Source organism: Capsulimonas sp., assembly GCF_039929585.1.
Lineage (GTDB): Bacteria > Armatimonadota > Armatimonadia > Armatimonadales > Capsulimonadaceae > Capsulimonas.
Map to the genome: position 1 here is coordinate 1 of NZ_JBDSQY010000159.1, position 16,283 is coordinate 16,283.

Here is a 16,283-nt window from a genome sequence, read left to right on the forward strand (position 1 = left end):
ACCCTTCCCTGCTTCAAGGGAGGGGTGGCGCGTAGCGCCGGGGTGGGTCATACGGACGGGGCCGGGGGGGTGAGGGCCAAGCCTACACCCCCGCATCCGCCAGCTTCACAAACTCCCCCACCGATAACGTCTCCCCTCGCCTCTGCGGATCGATGCCCGCCGCGCTCAGCGCCATTGCCGCCTTGTCGCGGTCCCAGCCGAGCGCCGGATCGCCCGTGAGGGCGTTGGGCAGCGCTTTGCGGCGCTGGCCGAAGGCGGCGCGGACAACGGCGAAGAAGGTCGGCTCGTCCTGGGCGCGGATCGGAGGATCGGTGTAGGGTGTGAGGCGGACGATGGCGCTGTCGACGTCGGGAGCGGGCAAAAAGACGCGGCGGGAGACGGTCGCGATGATTTCGACTTTGGAATGGTACTGGGCGTAGACGCTGAGCGAGCCGTAGTCGGATGTCGCGGGCTTGGCGGCGAGGCGCAGTGCGACCTCTTTCTGAACCAATAGCACGATCACTTTGATACGGTCTTTGTTCTCCACCATCGTCGTCAGCAAAGGCGTTGTGATGTTGTAGGGGATATTGGCGATGGTGTGGACGGGCTTGTCGTCCGAAAACTGCTCGCGCAGGAAGACAGGCCAGTCTAAAGAGAGGGCATCGGCGGAGACGACGCTGACCTGAGTCAGCGGGCCAACGGTTTCTTCGAGAACGGGCAGCAGATCCCGATCGATCTCCACCGTTACTACGCGTCCGTCCGGGGTGACGGTCTCGCCGAGGGCGCGCGTCAGAACGCCGAGGCCGGCGCCGATCTCCAGGACTTGATCGCCGGGGCCGATCCCACCGGCGGCGACGATCTTGGCGAGCATGTTGGCGTCGATGAGGAAATTCTGGCCGAAGCGGCGGCGGGGGCGCAGTTCGTGACGCTTCAGAAGCGCGGACACAACGGCGGGACTGGAAAGATTCATGAGGGCATTGTACCTGATGCTGAGAAATGGCTCACGGCGGCGGACAGAAAAAAGGCCCCGGCGAGTCGCCGGGGCTATTCTTGCGTTCGTACTAGACTTTGTCAAAGAGATTAGTGGGGGCTATCGAGCACCCAGACTTTGACATGCTTGCGGCCAACATTGTTGGCTTCGCGGAATGTATTATGGCCGAGGTCCACGCGGCATCCCTTGATGGCGCCGCCCGTGTCTCCGGCGACGGCATAGCCGTAGCCTTCGATGTAAAGACGGGAGTGGAGACGGATCACGCGGGGATCGACCGCCACGACGCCGTATCCGGCGCGCATTCCCGTGGCGCAGATGCCGCGTCCGTTGCCTTCATGCGGCGAATAACCGGTCGCCACCATATTGATCATGCGCAGACGCTGGTAGCCGCCGCGCGACGGAAGCGCGCGTGCGACTTGCCGAACGCCGCCGAGGGTTTCTTCGTTCTGAGCCGGTGTTGTGACGACCTTGGAGACGAGCTTGCGGCTTGTCAGGCGATCGTTCCGATAAGTGGCGAGGAACGTCTTGGTAATCACACCTGGACGCCCGTGGGAGCCCTTGACGATCCGACCGGGAGCAACATCCTTGCTCATACGGAAGACGGTCTTGTAAGGGACCGCCGCAGTTTCGGTCTGCTTCTCCGTGCGGACACGGATAATCGTGATCGGCGTGCCGGTGGTCACGGAAGCGGTGAGCGGGGGAGCGACTTTGTCGCTGGAGCTGAGGTTGATCTTAAGGTCTTGCAGCGCGTCCGCGACAGTGCGGCCGACTGTTTGGAAGATCTTCGCGGGCTGTGCGCCATCCGTCACGAGAACGGTGGACGGCTCCGCGCCGGCGGCATCGGGAGCGCCTGGCGCCGTCGAGTCCGATACGGGCGCGTTCTGCGCCAGGACTGCGAACGGGCTAAGCAGCGTCACCGTCGCAAATACTCCAGCGACGGCGAGATAAGAAATTGAGCGAGCGGAAGTCTTTCTCCGGGTCGCTTTCGAGTTTGCGCACGTGTGGGAATCGACTGCGTTGGACATTGCTTGTCCAGATACGCTCCGAGTCACGTGCGTCGTTTGTGTGTTTCGCAAATGGTCTCCTCCTCAGGTTTGGGTTGCACGCGGACCGGACACCTCCGGAACGCGCCATGCCGGAACGCCTTATGGCGAGCCGACCTTTGCTAGTTCATCAACGCACGGGGATTATCTCATATGATATGTGGGTATGTCAACGCGACTGTTTTCGTTAAATCCTTGTTAAGCTCATAGTTGATCACTATTGATACTCGTAGGCATTAAAATATTTAATAAAAGTTTGACATCGATACTAGATTATGGTAAAATATCTCTGTTAGTCGAACAGGTGTTTGAATTGAAAACTACACTTTTAAGGCGCCATGAGATGATTGTTGACCAGGTTTAAGGAGCAGAGAAATGACGTTTGATCCGAATCGGCATTTGATCAAAGTGCAGGGAGGCCGGTCCTATCTTCCGGTATCGGCCCGTTTGATATGGTTCCGGAGCGAGCATCCGGACTGGGGAATCGAGACCGAGCCGATCACAATCGACTCCGACAAGAACTATGCGATCTTCCGCGCGAGGATCTATAACGCCGAGGGCCGATTGATGGCGATGGGCACCAAGAAAGAAGATATCAAGGGATTCGGCGATTATATTGAAAAGGCTGAAACCGGCGCTGTCGGCCGCGCGCTGGCGCTGTGCGGGTACGGCACACAGTTCGCGCCGGAGCTTGACGAAGTCAGCAGCGGGCGCCTCGCCGACAGCCCGCAGGGCGGTTTCGACCGGCCCCAGGGCGGAAACGGCCAGGACCGCTTCCAAGGAAACGGCAATGGCAACGGACGCTTCGATCGCGTTCCCTCGCCCGGCCCGCGCTTCGATTCCGGATCAGACAACCGCCGCCCCCAGCGCCCCGCCCCGCGCCCGCCGCAGGAGCCGCAGCGCCCCCCATCCCGCCCCGCCGTCATGGACAGCGACGACAGTCCCTTTGACGACGAGCCGACAGCCGCCGCAAAGCTGGTGAATGAATCGGTCGAATCAAAGGCCGCAGAAGCGCCCGCCGGTCCGCCCAAGTGCCAGAACTGCAGCAAGGCGCTGACCAAGTCGCAGCACGAGCTATCGATCCGCAACTACGGCGTCGACCTCTGCCCTACTTGCCAGAAAGAAAACAAGGGCCGTGAGGTTCGCGAGTCGACGCCGGCCTATGATGGTGAGCCAGCCGGAGTGTCGTAGGCAAGACGCCTTCGGCATCCAGGACAACCGCACCTAATATTTCCTAATAAATGCGGTTGTCCTGCTCCGGAGTCACGATAACAAATCGGCGCTCAATACCTGTGGTATAATTAAGGAGGCATACGCTCAGAAAAAAAGCGTAAATTTTCTGCGACGAGCCCAATAAATCCGCTATGCATTCACCTGAAGTGGCCGCACAACACACTATTTCCGTCGTAATCCCTCTTTACAACAGCGCCGCCATGCTTCCCGAACTTATGGAGCGACTGGCACGCGTGCTCCCGACGCTTACAGACGAATTTGAAGTCATTCTTGTCAACGACGGCAGTCGAGACGAAAGCTGGCCGGCGGCGAAAAAGGCGGCGAAAACTTACCCCTTTGTTCACGCCATCAATCTGATGCGCAATTATGGGCAGCACAACGCGTTGCTTTGCGGCATTCGATCGGCAAAATATGCAACGACCGTGACGATGGACGACGACCTTCAGCACCCGCCGGAAGAAATCCCCAAGCTTTTGGCTAAACTCGACACCGGCTTCGACGTGGTTTACGGCACTCCCGCCTCGGAACGGCACGGGTTCTGGCGTGACCTAGCGTCTCAGGTTACTAAGCTCGCGCTGCAAAACGCAATGAACATCGATGTCGCCCGGGACGTCAGCGCGTTTCGAGCCTTCCGCACGCTCTTGCGCGGCGGCTTCGCCGGCTATTCAAGTCCGTATGTCTCCCTCGACGTCCTTCTCACCTGGACATCGACAAAATTTTCCAGTGTTACCGTTCGGCACGATACCCGCAAGTCGGGAGTTTCCAACTACACGTTCTGGAATCTTGTGACCCACGCCTTGAACATGATAACGGGCTACAGCACGAAGCCGCTTCAACTTGCCAGCGTGGTAGGATTGGTGTTCACGTTTTTCGGTTTTATAGTCCTGGTTTGGGTGATCGTGCAGTTTTTCATCAGCGGTTCTGTTGTTCCGGGCTTCCCATTTTTGGCCAGTATCATCGCCATCTTCTCCGGCGCACAGCTCTTTGCGCTCGGCATTATCGGCGAATATCTTGCGCGAATGCACTTCCGAACGATGGACAGACCCACCTACGCGGTACGGGCGGACACCCGAACTGATGCCTGATTTCAGTGACCAATTTGAGAATTTCGATCGAGCGCTCGCACAGTCACCCCACTATCGACCTGCCGAAGCCAAGCGGTTTTCGATGAACGCCAGGACAGGAATTGGAAAGCTGGCGACGACGTCGACGGCGCTCGGCCACTGGTTCGGCCTTTTGACTCGGCTTGATTTCGACAGCCGCCTGTTCGGTATTGAAGAGGCGCGCCTGGAGCCGATCATCGTTCCGGAATGCTTTTCACCCTTGACTCTCGACATACTCGCCCAGAGCAATGAGTTTGTCGAGAGTGTGATTGCGAACGCCCGCAAGGCCGGCATTGATCATATCACCGCGCCGGTCAAGACACGCGACAGCTTCGCATTGATCGTCCTTCAGCATGCGGGCTTTACCATGTCTGATACGATGATCGTCCACGCAATCGACCTCGCGACTTTCGAGGCCGCACCAAGAACGTCGACGATCAGGCAGGCTCGTTCTGACGACAGCGACGCGCTGGAACGGATCTCGGCGGAATGCTTCGGCAGCCGTCGATACAACGCGAATCGGTTCAACTGCGACCCTGCTTTCCATCCGGCGGGCGTGGAATCGCTTTATCGTCAGTGGGCGGTGAAATCGGTCAACAAGACGATGGCGGACGAGGTTCTCGTGTATGAGATGGACGGCGCCATCGCCGGGTTCATTACGGTCTCGATGACGAGCAATGTCGCCGCCATCCCGCTGAACGCCGTTGCGCCGGAGTATCAGGGACGCGGCGTCTACACCGCGCTGGTCAAGGCCGCCCTCGCCATGCTGAAAGAACGAGGCGCCTCGACAGTGGAGATACGCACTCAGCTTGCGAACCTGGCAGTTCACCAAACATGGCGGCGGCTCGGCGCATCCATTGTCGACGCTCACCACACCCTCCGCTGCCGGATAGCGACTTCATGACACAACCGGCCATACCTTTTAACCGTCCCGTCATTATCGGCAACGAGTACGCCTACATGGCGCAGGCCGTCGGCAACGGGCATATCTCCGGCGATGGTGAGTTCACGCGCAAGTGCAATCGGCTCTTGGAAGAGGAGGTCGGCGCGGCAAAGGCGCTGCTGACGACATCCTGCACGCATGCGCTGGAGATGGGCGCTCTGCTGCTAGATATTCAGCCCGGCGACGAAGTGATTGTCCCCTCGTTCACATTTGTTTCGACGGTCAACGCGTTCGTTCTGCGCGGCGCCACTCCCGTCTTTTGCGACATTCGGCCGGACACGCTGAACCTGAACGAATCCATCCTTCCCACCCTCATTACCGACCGCACAAAGGCAATCGCGCCCGTTCACTACGCCGGAGTTGGATGCGAAATGGACGCGATCATGGAGATTGCCGACACACGCGGCATCGCCGTTGTCGAGGACAACGCCCATGGCCTTTTTGGGAAATACAAAGGCCGTCAGCTCGGCACGTTCGGCTGTTTGGCGACTCAGAGCTTCCACGAGACGAAGAACTTTAGCTGCGGCGAAGGCGGCGCATTGCTGATCAACGATCGGCGCTATGCGGACCGTGCGGAGGTTCTTCGGGAAAAAGGGACCAATCGAAGCCAGTTCTTTCGGGGCGAGGTCGACAAGTATTCGTGGGTCGATGTGGGGTCGAGCTATCTGCCATCAGACGCTCTCGCCGCCTTCCTCCTGGCGCAATTGGAAGCCAGAGACCGCATTCAGGAGCGTCGACGCTTGATATGGCAACGCTACTTCGATGCGCTTGGCGGCTGGGCCTCCAATCTCGGCATCCAGCTTCCCACCGTCCCACCCTACTGCGATCAATCGTGGCACATGTTCTACATGCTCACGCCGACGCCGGCCGAGCGGGACGCGCTCATCGCGCTTTTCAGACAGAACAAGATCTTGAGTGTTTTCCATTACCTGCCTCTGCACACCTCGACGATGGGTCGAAAATACGGCGGCAATATCGGCGATTGCCCGGTAACGGAGAGCGTGAGCGAACGCCTGCTTCGACTGCCGATGTACTATGACATCTTTGGGCCGGAGCAGGAGTACGTCATCGAAACGGCTCTCAGATATCCAGAATGACGATGCCGACTTCAACCAACATAAACGAGAGCAATATCTCGCGGCAAAGCTATGATCCCGATCATTTTGCCCCGCTGTTTGAGGCGGAAGACCGACATTTCTGGTTCCGGTCTCGCAACACGATCATTTCGGCGCTGACAGAACAAATCGTCGCCCCTCTTGGCGAGGGCTATCGCGTGCTCGAAGTGGGGTGCGGGACGGGCAACGTTCTGCGACGCCTGAGCAGCGTCTGCACGGGCGGCTCGGTCATCGGCATGGATCTGTTTATCGAAGGCCTTGCCTTTGCGCGTACTCGAACCTCCGCGCCGCTGGTGCAAGGCGACGTCTACCATTCGCCTTTCTCAGCGGAGTTCGACATGATCGGCCTCTTCGATGTCGTCGAGCACATTGAGGACGATGGACGCGTTTTCAACAGTCTCTACGGGCTGCTCAAACCTGGCGGAAGTCTCTTTGTCACCGTGCCGGCTCATATGTCGCTCTGGAGCTATTTTGACACAGCCTCCCATCACTGCAGGCGCTATGAAATCCCGGAACTGACGGAACGCCTTGCGCAGGCGGGATTCGAAATCGAATACGTGACCGAGTTCATGACGGCGCTCTACCCTCTCGTTTGGCTCGGTCGACGCATGGCCGCCATGATACGGGGCGATAAAAAAATCACGGCCGAAGACGCGCATCAAATGAGCGTGAACGAACTGCGCATTGTCCCGCTTGTGAACGATCTCTTGACGTGGGCGCTTCAAGGAGACGTGAAACGCATCAAAGGTCGACATCAACTGAGCCGAGGAACCTCCATCTTGGCCCTCGCGCGCAAAAAGACATAGCCTAAAACGAACGCTGGTGACAATGATCAAATCGACGATACACAAAATCGTATCCAACCCACGCATCTATGATGCCGTTCAAGCCCTCGTCGGCGCGCGCGCCATTGAGAAGCGTCTGGGCATTCAAATCGAAAAGCTCAGTAAATCCCAATCCATTATCGACATCGGCGGGGGTACAGGGTTGCTGAAGTCGATCTTTGTCGACGGCTCCCTCTATGTCTGCCTCGACATCGACCCCGTCAAGCTCGACGGTTACATCGCCAAAGACCCAAACGGCGTCGCCGTGTTGGCCGACGCCACGATCGCCCCTCTCCAAAGCGGCTCCGTCGACCTTGTCGTTTGCAAGTGCCTCTCGCACCATATCCCAGCGGAATGCATCGACGCGCTTTTTCGTGAATCGTACCGAATCCTGAAGCCGGAAGGCACATTTGTCTTTCTCGATGCGCTTAAGAACACGAAACGCTTTCGGAGCAACTTCATGTGGCGCTACGACAGGGGCAGTTACCCCCGCACCATTGATGAGGTTCGCGCCTTGATTGAAAAGAACGGCCGTGTGCTTCATTGGGAAGAATTCGCGTTTCTGCATCAATACGTTCTGTGTTTGGCGAGGCGCAAAGAAGCATGAAGCGTGACAATTTGTTTAATGCGCTCACTGTCGCAATCGTCGTAGTTTTCGCGATCCTGGCCTTGTACCGGCTGAACAACGCCTATTTTTGGAGTGATGAAGCGTATGTCGCCTTCATGGCTTCGAATTTTCTAAAAACCGGGCATCTGTCTTGTTGGGATGGGCGAAATCTCTATGTCACCATGAGCGGTTCGCTGCTGCATCCCGGCTTCACGCAGCCAGCTCAGTTCAGTCTCGACATCATGGCGGCGGCGCTGTCGTTCAAGCTATTCGGAATCTCGACATGGTCGGCTAGGCTTCCATCCGTGATATTCGGGGTTGCGGGATTAATTGCGTTCAACGCTCTGCTCAGGATGGAATTTCCGAAAAGGCGGGCGCTCACGCTTTTTGCGCTCGCCCTCCTGGCGTTCTCGGTGCAGTACCTACTGAACGCGAGAACCGCGCGCTACTACACGGAAGTCAGCTTCTTTTCGATCGGCGCCTACTATTGTTATCGACGATTTTGCGCCGATCGGTCCTGGAAGGCTGCCTTAGGTCTCTCCGTTTGGGCGATATTGCTGTTCTACGGCCATCTGCTGGGCGGATTGGCGTTCATTCTAGCGCTCGCCGTAACTCATCTTCTGTTTCACCTCAAGGCGTTTACGAAGCCAGACTGGACGAAGATCGGCGTTGCGGCTCTCATATTCCTTGTCGCCACGCTCCCCTTTGTCGTCGCCAATCACTTATGGGCTTACGGACGAACGCCACAGGCGCCGTCCGCTATGCCAACGCGTTTGTGGCTGATCTGGCTCAACCTCAGAGATCTCAATCTCACGAATTGCTTCCCATGGACATGTGCAATCGGTCTCATTTTTCTGATGCGCTATCGACGAAACGACGAGGGTGTCGCCCCCGTCGCCACGCGCATCGTCGAATGGGGCGCGATTATTCTGTGCTATGCGATCTTTCAAGGAATGCTCTGCGCACCGAGCCAAGTATCGTGGTCTGTGGCGATCGTGCGGTATTTCAGTCCAATATTGCCCTTCCTGACAGGCCTCTGCGGCGTTTTTGTCTGGATGGTCTACCGCATTTCCAAACCCACGTCGATTGGACTGTTTTTACTTGTCATCTGTACAAATCTCACGACTCTTACGCCGCTGTCTCCACGCATAGCCCCAGCCACGGATAACCCAGACTCGCTTTTGCCGGCGTATGTGGTGGAAATTACTCATCCCTACGAAACCGCTGACGCGGCCGTATCGCGCTTCCTCAGAAACAATGCCCATCGGGACGATGTTGTGACGCCTTATCCGAACTCCCACGCGACGACGATGGATTTCTATGACGGCGACTTCATCCGAACAGGGGCGCTGCTCGACGATCGATGCGCTTTGCCGAAGGAAACAGTGAACAAGCTTCATGCCCCACTCCGCCGGGACGATACTTATCCCGATTGGATTGTTTTCTATGGTCCCGAGATCGACCAACCGTCGACGTTAAAGTATTTCTGTCGACCTCACCTGGTTGACGGGAAGATGATAAGCTTTCACTACCCGCTGGCGGCAAGGCTGAATGTGTTCGGGGACGAATCGAACCGTAGCGAGCTAATCTATCACTCCTTTAAGCCTCTCAAGGTGACGGATCCTAAAGAGGCCGTCTACATCTACCGACTACAAAAGCACTGAAGTGAGTCGGATCGGGCAGGCTATGTTGTTACCTTCCCAGGGCGCCAACAAAACACCCCGCCTATCAGAATGACAGGCGGGGTGTTTTGCAATTCAATTTCTCAATTATCGCCGGGCGAGTTTCGTCTCCCGAGCCGTCTCCAGCTTCGCCAGTTCGACGGGGTTGGTGACAGTGACCTTCAAGTGCTGGCCTGGGACCAAGGCCGCGTGGCTCGATAGGGAGTTCGCGCGGGCCAAGTCGTTGACACGATCCAGGATGTACGTATCCTGTGATCCGTAGCGCTTGGCGTATTTCCAAAGCGAGTCACCGGGAGTGACGGTGACCGTAATGGTCTCGGGGGCAAGCTCCGTGCGCGAATGCGCCAGAGAGTTCCAGGCACCGCCGACGCTCGCCATCACAAGGGTGACCATAACGGCCGACAGCCAGTAACCATCGCGGCGCTTGCGGGCCGCGCGGCGAGAGCGCGCGCCGGTTTTCGCGGGCGCCGCCTTCGGGAGTTCAGGCTGCAATTCTTCAAAGTTCGTTAGCACCAGCCGAGGCGCCGAGACACATGCTTCCTGCTCGGTTCCAGCGACATTCTCACATAAATCAATTCTCAAAGCACCCATCGGAAGTCTCCTCAACAGTTCATCAACACAGCAAACTAATGTTTCGGGCAAACTAATGTTCGCCGCCCTCAGAGTATACCAAAGAACGGCTCCCGAGTCAAGAAAAGTTATCCCCATGGCGATAAAAAAAGAAACTTTTGTGTGATCGCTTGCGTATTTGGGGGTATACTAGCGTTATATGCACTTATTCCGCCTCTTTTGCACTCTATGAGGTTCCTTAATGACTACTTTAACCGAAAAACAGCAAGACATACTCGCTGTCATTCGACAGCAGATCGAAATACGCGGACATGCCCCCACCGTGCGCGAAATCGGCGCTTTGGTCAACTTGAGCTCCAGCTGCACCGTAAAAAAACATCTGGATAATCTCGAACTCAAAGGTTATATTCGGCGAGATCGCTACAAACGTGGAATCGAATTAATGGACGAGGGCTCGCCCATGCAGCTCGGCCGTGCGATTTGCGTGCCGCTGCTGGGAAAAGTGGCCGGCGGCGCTCCCATGCTGGCCGAGCAATCGGATTCTCCCGAGATGCTTCCCCTGCCCCTCTCGCTGCTTCCGCGCGGCTCGGAAAACGGGCGGGATCTGTTCGCCCTCGAAGTCTCTGGGCGGTCGATGGTCAACGCCGGGATTGATAATGGGGATATCGTGATCGCCCGCAAGCAGACCACGGCGCGCGACGGCGAGATCGTCGTCGCCCTGATCGGCGACGACGCGACCGTGAAGACGTTCTACGGGGAAAAAGACGGCGTGCGCCTGCAGCCACAGAACCCGGACTTCGAGCCCATCTTCAGCCAGGATGTAGCCATTCTGGGACGCGTGCTGCTAGCGATCAAGAAGTTTTAAGAGCTGTTTTAAAGATTTCGGAGAGATAGAGAATACCGCCGCCGCGTTTTACGCGGCGGCGGTTGTTTTTGCGGCTTTTTCCGCCTGCGCGCGGGCTTCGGCCTTCGCGGCGGCGACGGTCTCGCCGGCGGCTCGCCGCGAGTAAATCCGCCGCGAAATGGCCGTCAGTGCGGCGGCGAGGAGAAGATAGGCCACGGACGTGATGCCCCAGACAAAGCCGCTGCCATAAAGCGGCAGATAGGCGCCGACCTCCATATGGGCGTTTGAGGTCTGCATCTCGGCAAAGTCCAGAACGGCCGTAAGCGGCGTGAGATACATCAGATAGATACCGGGATCGTGCGCCACACGCGCCGCATCCTCGGTGTTAAGACCCGCATAGGAAATCGCCGGAGCGGCCATCACCAGGAAGATCGCCACATACGTTAAACACAGCGCTCCCCAGCGGTTTCGCAGGAGCACGGACAGAAACAGTCCCATGGCGGCGACAAAGACGCAGGTCGTGATCGTTAGCGCCAAGATTGGGACGATCATCGCCACCGGAAAAACGGGCTGATGTGCGATCTGCTGCATTCCCGTCGGGGCGGACTTCAGCCAGATCGCCCAGGCGATCATACTGGCGACCGAGGCGACGACGCCGGTGACAACCGCCGTGGGAAACACGGAGCGCAGCGAAGCCGTGCGGAACGCGTCACGCAAATCGAATGTCAGCCATCGGCGCGGAGGCGCTCCGGAATGCTGATCGAAATCCCGGTAATCCCCCGTGACGAGTGTCGGCAGGAACAGCAGCAGAGCCGAGACGCCGGCAAACGCAAGGAATGCGGCGCGATCGCCATTCCCATTCGTCAGCATCCCCAGAATGCCGCCGTCCACGATGATCAGCAACCCAGCGATCAGGGCGAATACGTAGCAGCGCAGCCCCAGCGTGCGCCGTGATCCTTCATCCTCCAAACGATGCACGCCGAGCCAGCACGCCAGCAGCGCCAAGCCCCCATTCACCAGCACGGCGAGCAGCCAGGACGGCGCGTGCAGCGCGTACCAGGCTTCCGTTCCCGAGGCCGATAACGCCCCCACCGGATTGAGAGAAGACATCCAGTGCTGCGACGCCCCACTGGACATTCCGGCAATAGCGGACGGCAGCGACAGCACGAAGAACACAATCAGCGTCAGATAAGAGAAGATCACGGACGTGACGGTGTTCGCGGCGTAAACAGACCAGCAGAGAGCCACGGAGCCAAAGAAGAACGCATCACAGATCAGCATCAGATAGGCGCCGCCCACTTCTTCCGGTGAGACTCCTCCCAAAAGAAAACAGATCGAGATCAATGGGATTGATGAGGTCAGAAGCAAAACGACATAGGAGAGTGAGGCGACCAGTTTCCCGGCGACCAGCGAGCGCGGCTTGAGCGTCGTGCATTGGAGCATCTCCAGCGTCCGCTGCTCACGTTCGATCGAAATCGCCCCGGACGTCAGCGCCGGTGAGATCAGAGCGATCAGACACGCCTGAACCACGAACAGGACCATGTAAAAGTCGCGTCCGGCGGTAAAACTGCTCGTGGCGCCTCCGAACTCCAGCGACGAACTGTGGGTGCGCCACCAGGCGTAATAGGAGATTAATGTGGCGATGGAAAGCAGCAGCAGGTAGAAGAGCAGCATCCAGTACGCGCGCGGGCCGCGCATGCGTCCGCGCAGCTCTTTCGCAATGACGGGATTGTCGAACGTCCATTTACCAACGGGCATGGTCAGCCTCCTGAAGCGTTCAACGGATCTGGCGGGGAAAAGGGTTCGCGCATCACCGATAATGATACCCGGATCGCACTCAGAGACTGAAATTCTCAGCGCTCAATTATCGCTGCCGCGTGACGGCGTAATCGGCAAGAGCCGCCAGGGAGTCGCGGTAGATGGAGGGAGGAAGGGCGATCAGGGCGTCTTTCGCGCTCTGGGCATACGCGTGCGCCGCTTCCATCGTGCGCCGGTAACCATCGCAGTTTTCGATCGCTCGGTGTACGCGCGCGATGTCGACATCGGTCAGATCCTCGGGCGTTTGCAGCGTCTGCATCAATTGGTCGCGCTCGGCGTCGCTCGCGTCGCGCACGGCGAGGATCAGCGGCAGGGTCATCTTGCCTTCGCGCAGATCACCGTCCAGCGCCTTGCCGGTCACTTTGGGGTCGCCAGTATAGTCGAGCAGGTCGTCGGCGATCTGGAAAGCGAGGCCACAGTTCATGCCATACGACGCCAGCGCCGCGATGGAAGCCGCCGGAGCCTCAGCCAGCATGCCGCCGATCTCGCAGCAACCCGCGATAAAGCCGGCGGTCTTCTTCTCAATGATCTTGCGATACGTCTCTTCCGTCGTGTCCACGTCGCCCTTCGCCGTGATCTGAAGGACTTCCCCCTCACTCAGGCCGATGGTGACATTGCTGAACACCCGAATAACATCAATGTTGCCTTCGCGAGCCGCGAGATAGATGCTCTTCGCCAGAAGATAATCGCCGACGAGAACGCTGATCTGATTGCCGTAGGCGGCGTTCGCTGTGGGACGGCCGCGGCGCTCAACGGCGTTGTCCACGACATCGTCATGGATCAGTGACGCCATATGAATGAGTTCGGCGGCGGACGCCGATGCCGTAATGGTGCGCGTCGGAAAAGAGTGCTGCGCGGCGCGAGCCGAAAGCACGAGCAGCGCGGGGCGCAGGCGCTTACCGCCGGCGGAAAGGGTATGACCAGAGATTGCGTAAGCCGCGCGCACGTCGGACCGGATCTCTTCATTGAGAAGGATCTCGACCGCCGCGAGATCGTCCAGAACCGGGTCCAGGAAACTGGTCTCGCCGGCCGGCTTTTGGCTGAGGGGATCTTCCGCCGTGGAAGGCGGGCTGGTTGCGGGTGCGCTCATCGCCGTGCTTTCTGAGAGTCCGCTCACGCGGCGTCCGGCTTTTGTCCCACATGGACACAGACCAGACCGAAGGTCAAATCGACATACCGTACGGGGCTAAGTCCCGCGTCGCGCATAATCTTTGCAAGTTCTTCGCGCGTTTTGAAACGGATGACTGATTCCGGTAAGTATGTATAAGCGTCGGGACGGCCGCTAAGGGCGCCGCCCAGGCGCGGCATCACATAACGCGAGTGCAGGGAGTAGAACTTTTGAAACAATCCGGGATGCGGAGTCGCGAACTCCAGACAGACCACCCGTCCGCCCGGTTTCAGCACCCGCGCGATCTCCACGAATGCGCGATCGATCTCCGCAACATTGCGAATTCCGAACGCGACCGTCACGGCGTCGAAGATCCCCGAAGTAATAGGAAGCCGCACGGCGTCGCCCTGCGCGAACTGCGCCTTGGCTTCTTCAAATTTACGAACGCCGCTTTGCAGCATGGGAAGGGAGAAATCGATACCGACAACCTGGCCCCGTTTGCCAACGACACGCCGCAGCAGGACGGTCCAATCGCCGGTGCCCGTACACAGATCGAGAACCCGGTCGCCGGGCTGAAGCGCGGCGCATCGGGTGGCGAAGGTTCGCCAGGAATGGTGAATGCCGGCGGACAAAACCGTGTTCAGAAGGTCGTAACGATGCGCGATGTCGTCGAACATCCCCCGCACATACCGCGCCTTCTCCGCCGGGGTCGTCGGCAGGTCCAGAACGGGGATGTGAGACAGGTTTTGAGAAGTGGCGCCGGACATTGTGAAAAACTCCGCAATCTCTAAAACAGGATTATACCAGTTAGCCGGTGAACTGTCAATGCGCCAATATCGGACGCCCAGAGGGGTGTTCGCCAGGAGAAATTTGCATGGAAGTGAAGATGCACGCCACCACAATCGTGGGCGTGAAACGGAACGGCAAGGTCGCCATTGCGGGCGACGGCCAGGTGACTTTGGACAAAACGGTGATGAAAAACACCGCGAAAAAAATACGGCGATTGTACAACGGAAAGATCCTCACGGGCTTCGCCGGAAGCGCCGCCGACGCCCAGGCGCTGGCCGATCGCTTTGAGGCCATTTTGGAAGGCGTCAACGGCAATCTGCGCCGCGCCGTGATCGACTTCGCCAAGGAGTGGCGCTCGGATCGGGTCTTACGGCGCTTCGAAGCCTTGATGATCGTCGCCGACCCGGAATACTTGCTCGTGATTTCTGGGGACGGCAACGTGCTGGAGACCGACGACGGCATCGCCGCCATCGGCAGCGGCGGGCCGTACGCGCAGGCCGCCGCCAAGGCGCTGCTGGAGAACACGGATCTGTCCGCGCGTGAGATCGCCGAAAAGGCCCTGCGCGTCGCCTCCGAAATCTGTATTTACACGAATGGGAATATCACCGTCGATGAACTTTAATAAATTCACCCTCGCCCTGGCTGCGGCGGCCCTGCTTGGCGCTCCTCACCTCAGCCTTGCGGCGGGAAACGAGACAGAGACATTGCCCCTTGTAACGAACCAGACGCCGATTGCCGCCTCCGCGCCGACGACCGTGCAAAAGGCGGCCCTGCGTCTAGGCTATTCCCTGCAATTTCTCACCGAACGGCAGCGGCGTTACCTGGCCGACGTTCAGGGCCTTTCCTCCATCGACGAAGGCGAAGCCACCGAGAAGTATGTCGACAGCCTGGAGGCCCAGTCGATCGCCCTGCGAAAGTTCGAAGCGAACACCGTCACGCTGGCTCTGGACGACCTCGTCAAAATCGAAGGGCCGGAAAAAGCGCTGCAATCGATCTCGCCGCTGTCTAAGATGCTTTCAGCGCCCCTCCCTTCGGGCAAGAAAAAGGAAAGCAAGGACAAGCGTGTCGCTGCGATCCTTGGGACCATCGATGAATCGCGCACCGTTCAGGAGAATCTCACCAGCCTGCAATTCAACCTGACACCGATTCTCAAGCTGCAGGGCGGCGACGAATCGCTCTGGGCGCTGGAGCTCGGCCGCGCCATCGCCGCGCGCCGCGCCGCCCCCTTGACCAAAGCCTCCCTCGAAGCCCAGACCAAGGACGTAAACTCGCTGCTCTCCCGAGCGCCCAAAATGACCCCCACGTCCATTCTCGCAAACGTCCGCGCCCTCGCTCCCCCCATCGCAGGCATCGGGACGCCCCATTCGGGGGCCGGCAACCTCTCGGGACTGCTCCCCAGCGACGCCCCCGCCCCGCCCACCGCCGCCGCCCGCGCCGCCGAAGGTGCTCTGCTAACGGCTTATGGGGCAGAGGATGTGGATGGGAAACTGGGGAAGTAATCAAATCCAGAGCAGGAATCGCGGGTATAAAACCCACGCTATTAGGACCCGCGGGTATGAAACCCACGTCTGAGAGCGAAGCGCTAACCGTCCGTGCCGGACGGACAAAATAGGCTGTTGTCCTTGGGTTTTCAT

16 protein-coding genes are annotated in these 16,283 nt (G+C 58.7%); 10 read left to right on the forward strand and 6 right to left on the reverse strand.

What is annotated here, in order from left to right; translation table 11 throughout:
* Window positions 1-82: 82 nt before the first annotated feature.
* Both rsmA and ABIZ35_RS11140 read right to left on the reverse strand, forming a co-directional pair.
* Window positions 83-949 (reverse strand): 16S rRNA (adenine(1518)-N(6)/adenine(1519)-N(6))-dimethyltransferase RsmA, encoded by an 867-nt coding sequence (gene rsmA / locus ABIZ35_RS11135; RefSeq protein WP_348219975.1) that lies wholly within the window; start codon window positions 947-949, stop codon window positions 83-85.
* A gap of 110 nt (window positions 950-1,059) precedes the next feature.
* A complete protein-coding gene (locus ABIZ35_RS11140) occupies window positions 1,060-1,887 on the reverse strand; it encodes a 3D domain-containing protein (RefSeq protein ID WP_348219976.1) in 828 nt (275 codons plus the stop codon).
* Between the two features lie 501 nt (window positions 1,888-2,388).
* Here ABIZ35_RS11140 and ABIZ35_RS11145 point away from each other — a divergent pair.
* The 7 genes from ABIZ35_RS11145 (at window position 2,389) to ABIZ35_RS11175 (ending at window position 9,502) form a co-directional block, all read left to right on the forward strand.
* Window positions 2,389-3,204: a hypothetical protein gene (locus tag ABIZ35_RS11145; protein WP_348219977.1), complete on the forward strand. Its 816-nt coding sequence runs from the start codon at window positions 2,389-2,391 to the stop codon at window positions 3,202-3,204.
* A 173-nt stretch (window positions 3,205-3,377) separates the two neighbouring features.
* On the forward strand, window positions 3,378-4,331 hold the full coding sequence (locus tag ABIZ35_RS11150) for a glycosyltransferase family 2 protein (protein WP_348219978.1): 954 nt from the start codon (window positions 3,378-3,380) through the stop codon (window positions 4,329-4,331).
* Window positions 4,324-5,253 (forward strand): GNAT family N-acetyltransferase, encoded by a 930-nt coding sequence (locus ABIZ35_RS11155; RefSeq protein ID WP_348219979.1) that lies wholly within the window; start codon window positions 4,324-4,326, stop codon window positions 5,251-5,253. The genes ABIZ35_RS11150 and ABIZ35_RS11155 overlap by 8 nt, the downstream gene beginning before the upstream one ends.
* A complete protein-coding gene (gene rffA, locus ABIZ35_RS11160) occupies window positions 5,250-6,389 on the forward strand; it encodes a dTDP-4-amino-4,6-dideoxygalactose transaminase (protein WP_348219980.1) in 1,140 nt (379 codons plus the stop codon). The genes ABIZ35_RS11155 and rffA overlap by 4 nt, the downstream gene beginning before the upstream one ends.
* Before the next feature lie 2 nt (window positions 6,390-6,391).
* Window positions 6,392-7,213, forward strand: coding sequence for a class I SAM-dependent methyltransferase (locus tag ABIZ35_RS11165; RefSeq protein ID WP_348219981.1), 822 nt, complete (start codon window positions 6,392-6,394; stop codon window positions 7,211-7,213).
* A gap of 22 nt (window positions 7,214-7,235) precedes the next feature.
* Window positions 7,236-7,838 (forward strand): methyltransferase domain-containing protein, encoded by a 603-nt coding sequence (locus ABIZ35_RS11170; protein ID WP_348219982.1) that lies wholly within the window; start codon window positions 7,236-7,238, stop codon window positions 7,836-7,838.
* Window positions 7,835-9,502: a glycosyltransferase family 39 protein gene (locus ABIZ35_RS11175; protein WP_348219983.1), complete on the forward strand. Its 1,668-nt coding sequence runs from the start codon at window positions 7,835-7,837 to the stop codon at window positions 9,500-9,502. Before ABIZ35_RS11170 ends, ABIZ35_RS11175 begins: the two co-directional genes overlap by 4 nt.
* 105 nt (window positions 9,503-9,607) lie before the next feature.
* On the opposite strand, the gene ABIZ35_RS11180 is transcribed toward ABIZ35_RS11175, so the two are convergent.
* Window positions 9,608-10,111 carry a LysM domain-containing protein gene (locus ABIZ35_RS11180; RefSeq protein WP_348219984.1) on the reverse strand — a complete coding sequence of 168 codons (504 nt, stop codon included), beginning with the start codon at window positions 10,109-10,111 and terminating at the stop codon, window positions 9,608-9,610.
* A 220-nt stretch (window positions 10,112-10,331) separates the two neighbouring features.
* On the opposite strand from ABIZ35_RS11180, the gene lexA reads away from it, so the two are divergent.
* Entirely contained in the window at window positions 10,332-10,955 is a 624-nt protein-coding gene (lexA, locus tag ABIZ35_RS11185) for a transcriptional repressor LexA (protein WP_348219985.1), read from the forward strand.
* A 48-nt stretch (window positions 10,956-11,003) separates the two neighbouring features.
* Here the strand turns inward: lexA and ABIZ35_RS11190 are convergent, their stop codons facing one another.
* The 3 genes from ABIZ35_RS11190 to ubiE form a co-directional block, all read right to left on the reverse strand.
* On the reverse strand, window positions 11,004-12,692 hold the full coding sequence (locus ABIZ35_RS11190) for a hypothetical protein (RefSeq protein WP_348219986.1): 1,689 nt from the start codon (window positions 12,690-12,692) through the stop codon (window positions 11,004-11,006).
* Between the two features lie 106 nt (window positions 12,693-12,798).
* On the reverse strand, window positions 12,799-13,842 hold the full coding sequence (locus tag ABIZ35_RS11195; protein ID WP_348219987.1) for a polyprenyl synthetase family protein: 1,044 nt from the start codon (window positions 13,840-13,842) through the stop codon (window positions 12,799-12,801).
* 23 nt (window positions 13,843-13,865) lie between these two features.
* Window positions 13,866-14,627: a bifunctional demethylmenaquinone methyltransferase/2-methoxy-6-polyprenyl-1,4-benzoquinol methylase UbiE gene (gene ubiE / locus ABIZ35_RS11200; protein WP_348219988.1), complete on the reverse strand. Its 762-nt coding sequence runs from the start codon at window positions 14,625-14,627 to the stop codon at window positions 13,866-13,868.
* A gap of 113 nt (window positions 14,628-14,740) precedes the next feature.
* Here ubiE and hslV point away from each other — a divergent pair, with 113 nt between their 5' ends.
* The gene (gene hslV, locus ABIZ35_RS11205) at window positions 14,741-15,271 is read left to right on the forward strand and encodes an ATP-dependent protease subunit HslV (protein ID WP_348219990.1); all 531 of its coding nucleotides are present in this window, start codon (window positions 14,741-14,743) and stop codon (window positions 15,269-15,271) included.
* Window positions 15,261-16,148, forward strand: coding sequence for a hypothetical protein (locus ABIZ35_RS11210; protein ID WP_348219989.1), 888 nt, complete (start codon window positions 15,261-15,263; stop codon window positions 16,146-16,148). Before hslV ends, ABIZ35_RS11210 begins: the two co-directional genes overlap by 11 nt.
* The last annotated feature ends 135 nt before the right edge of the window (window positions 16,149-16,283 follow it).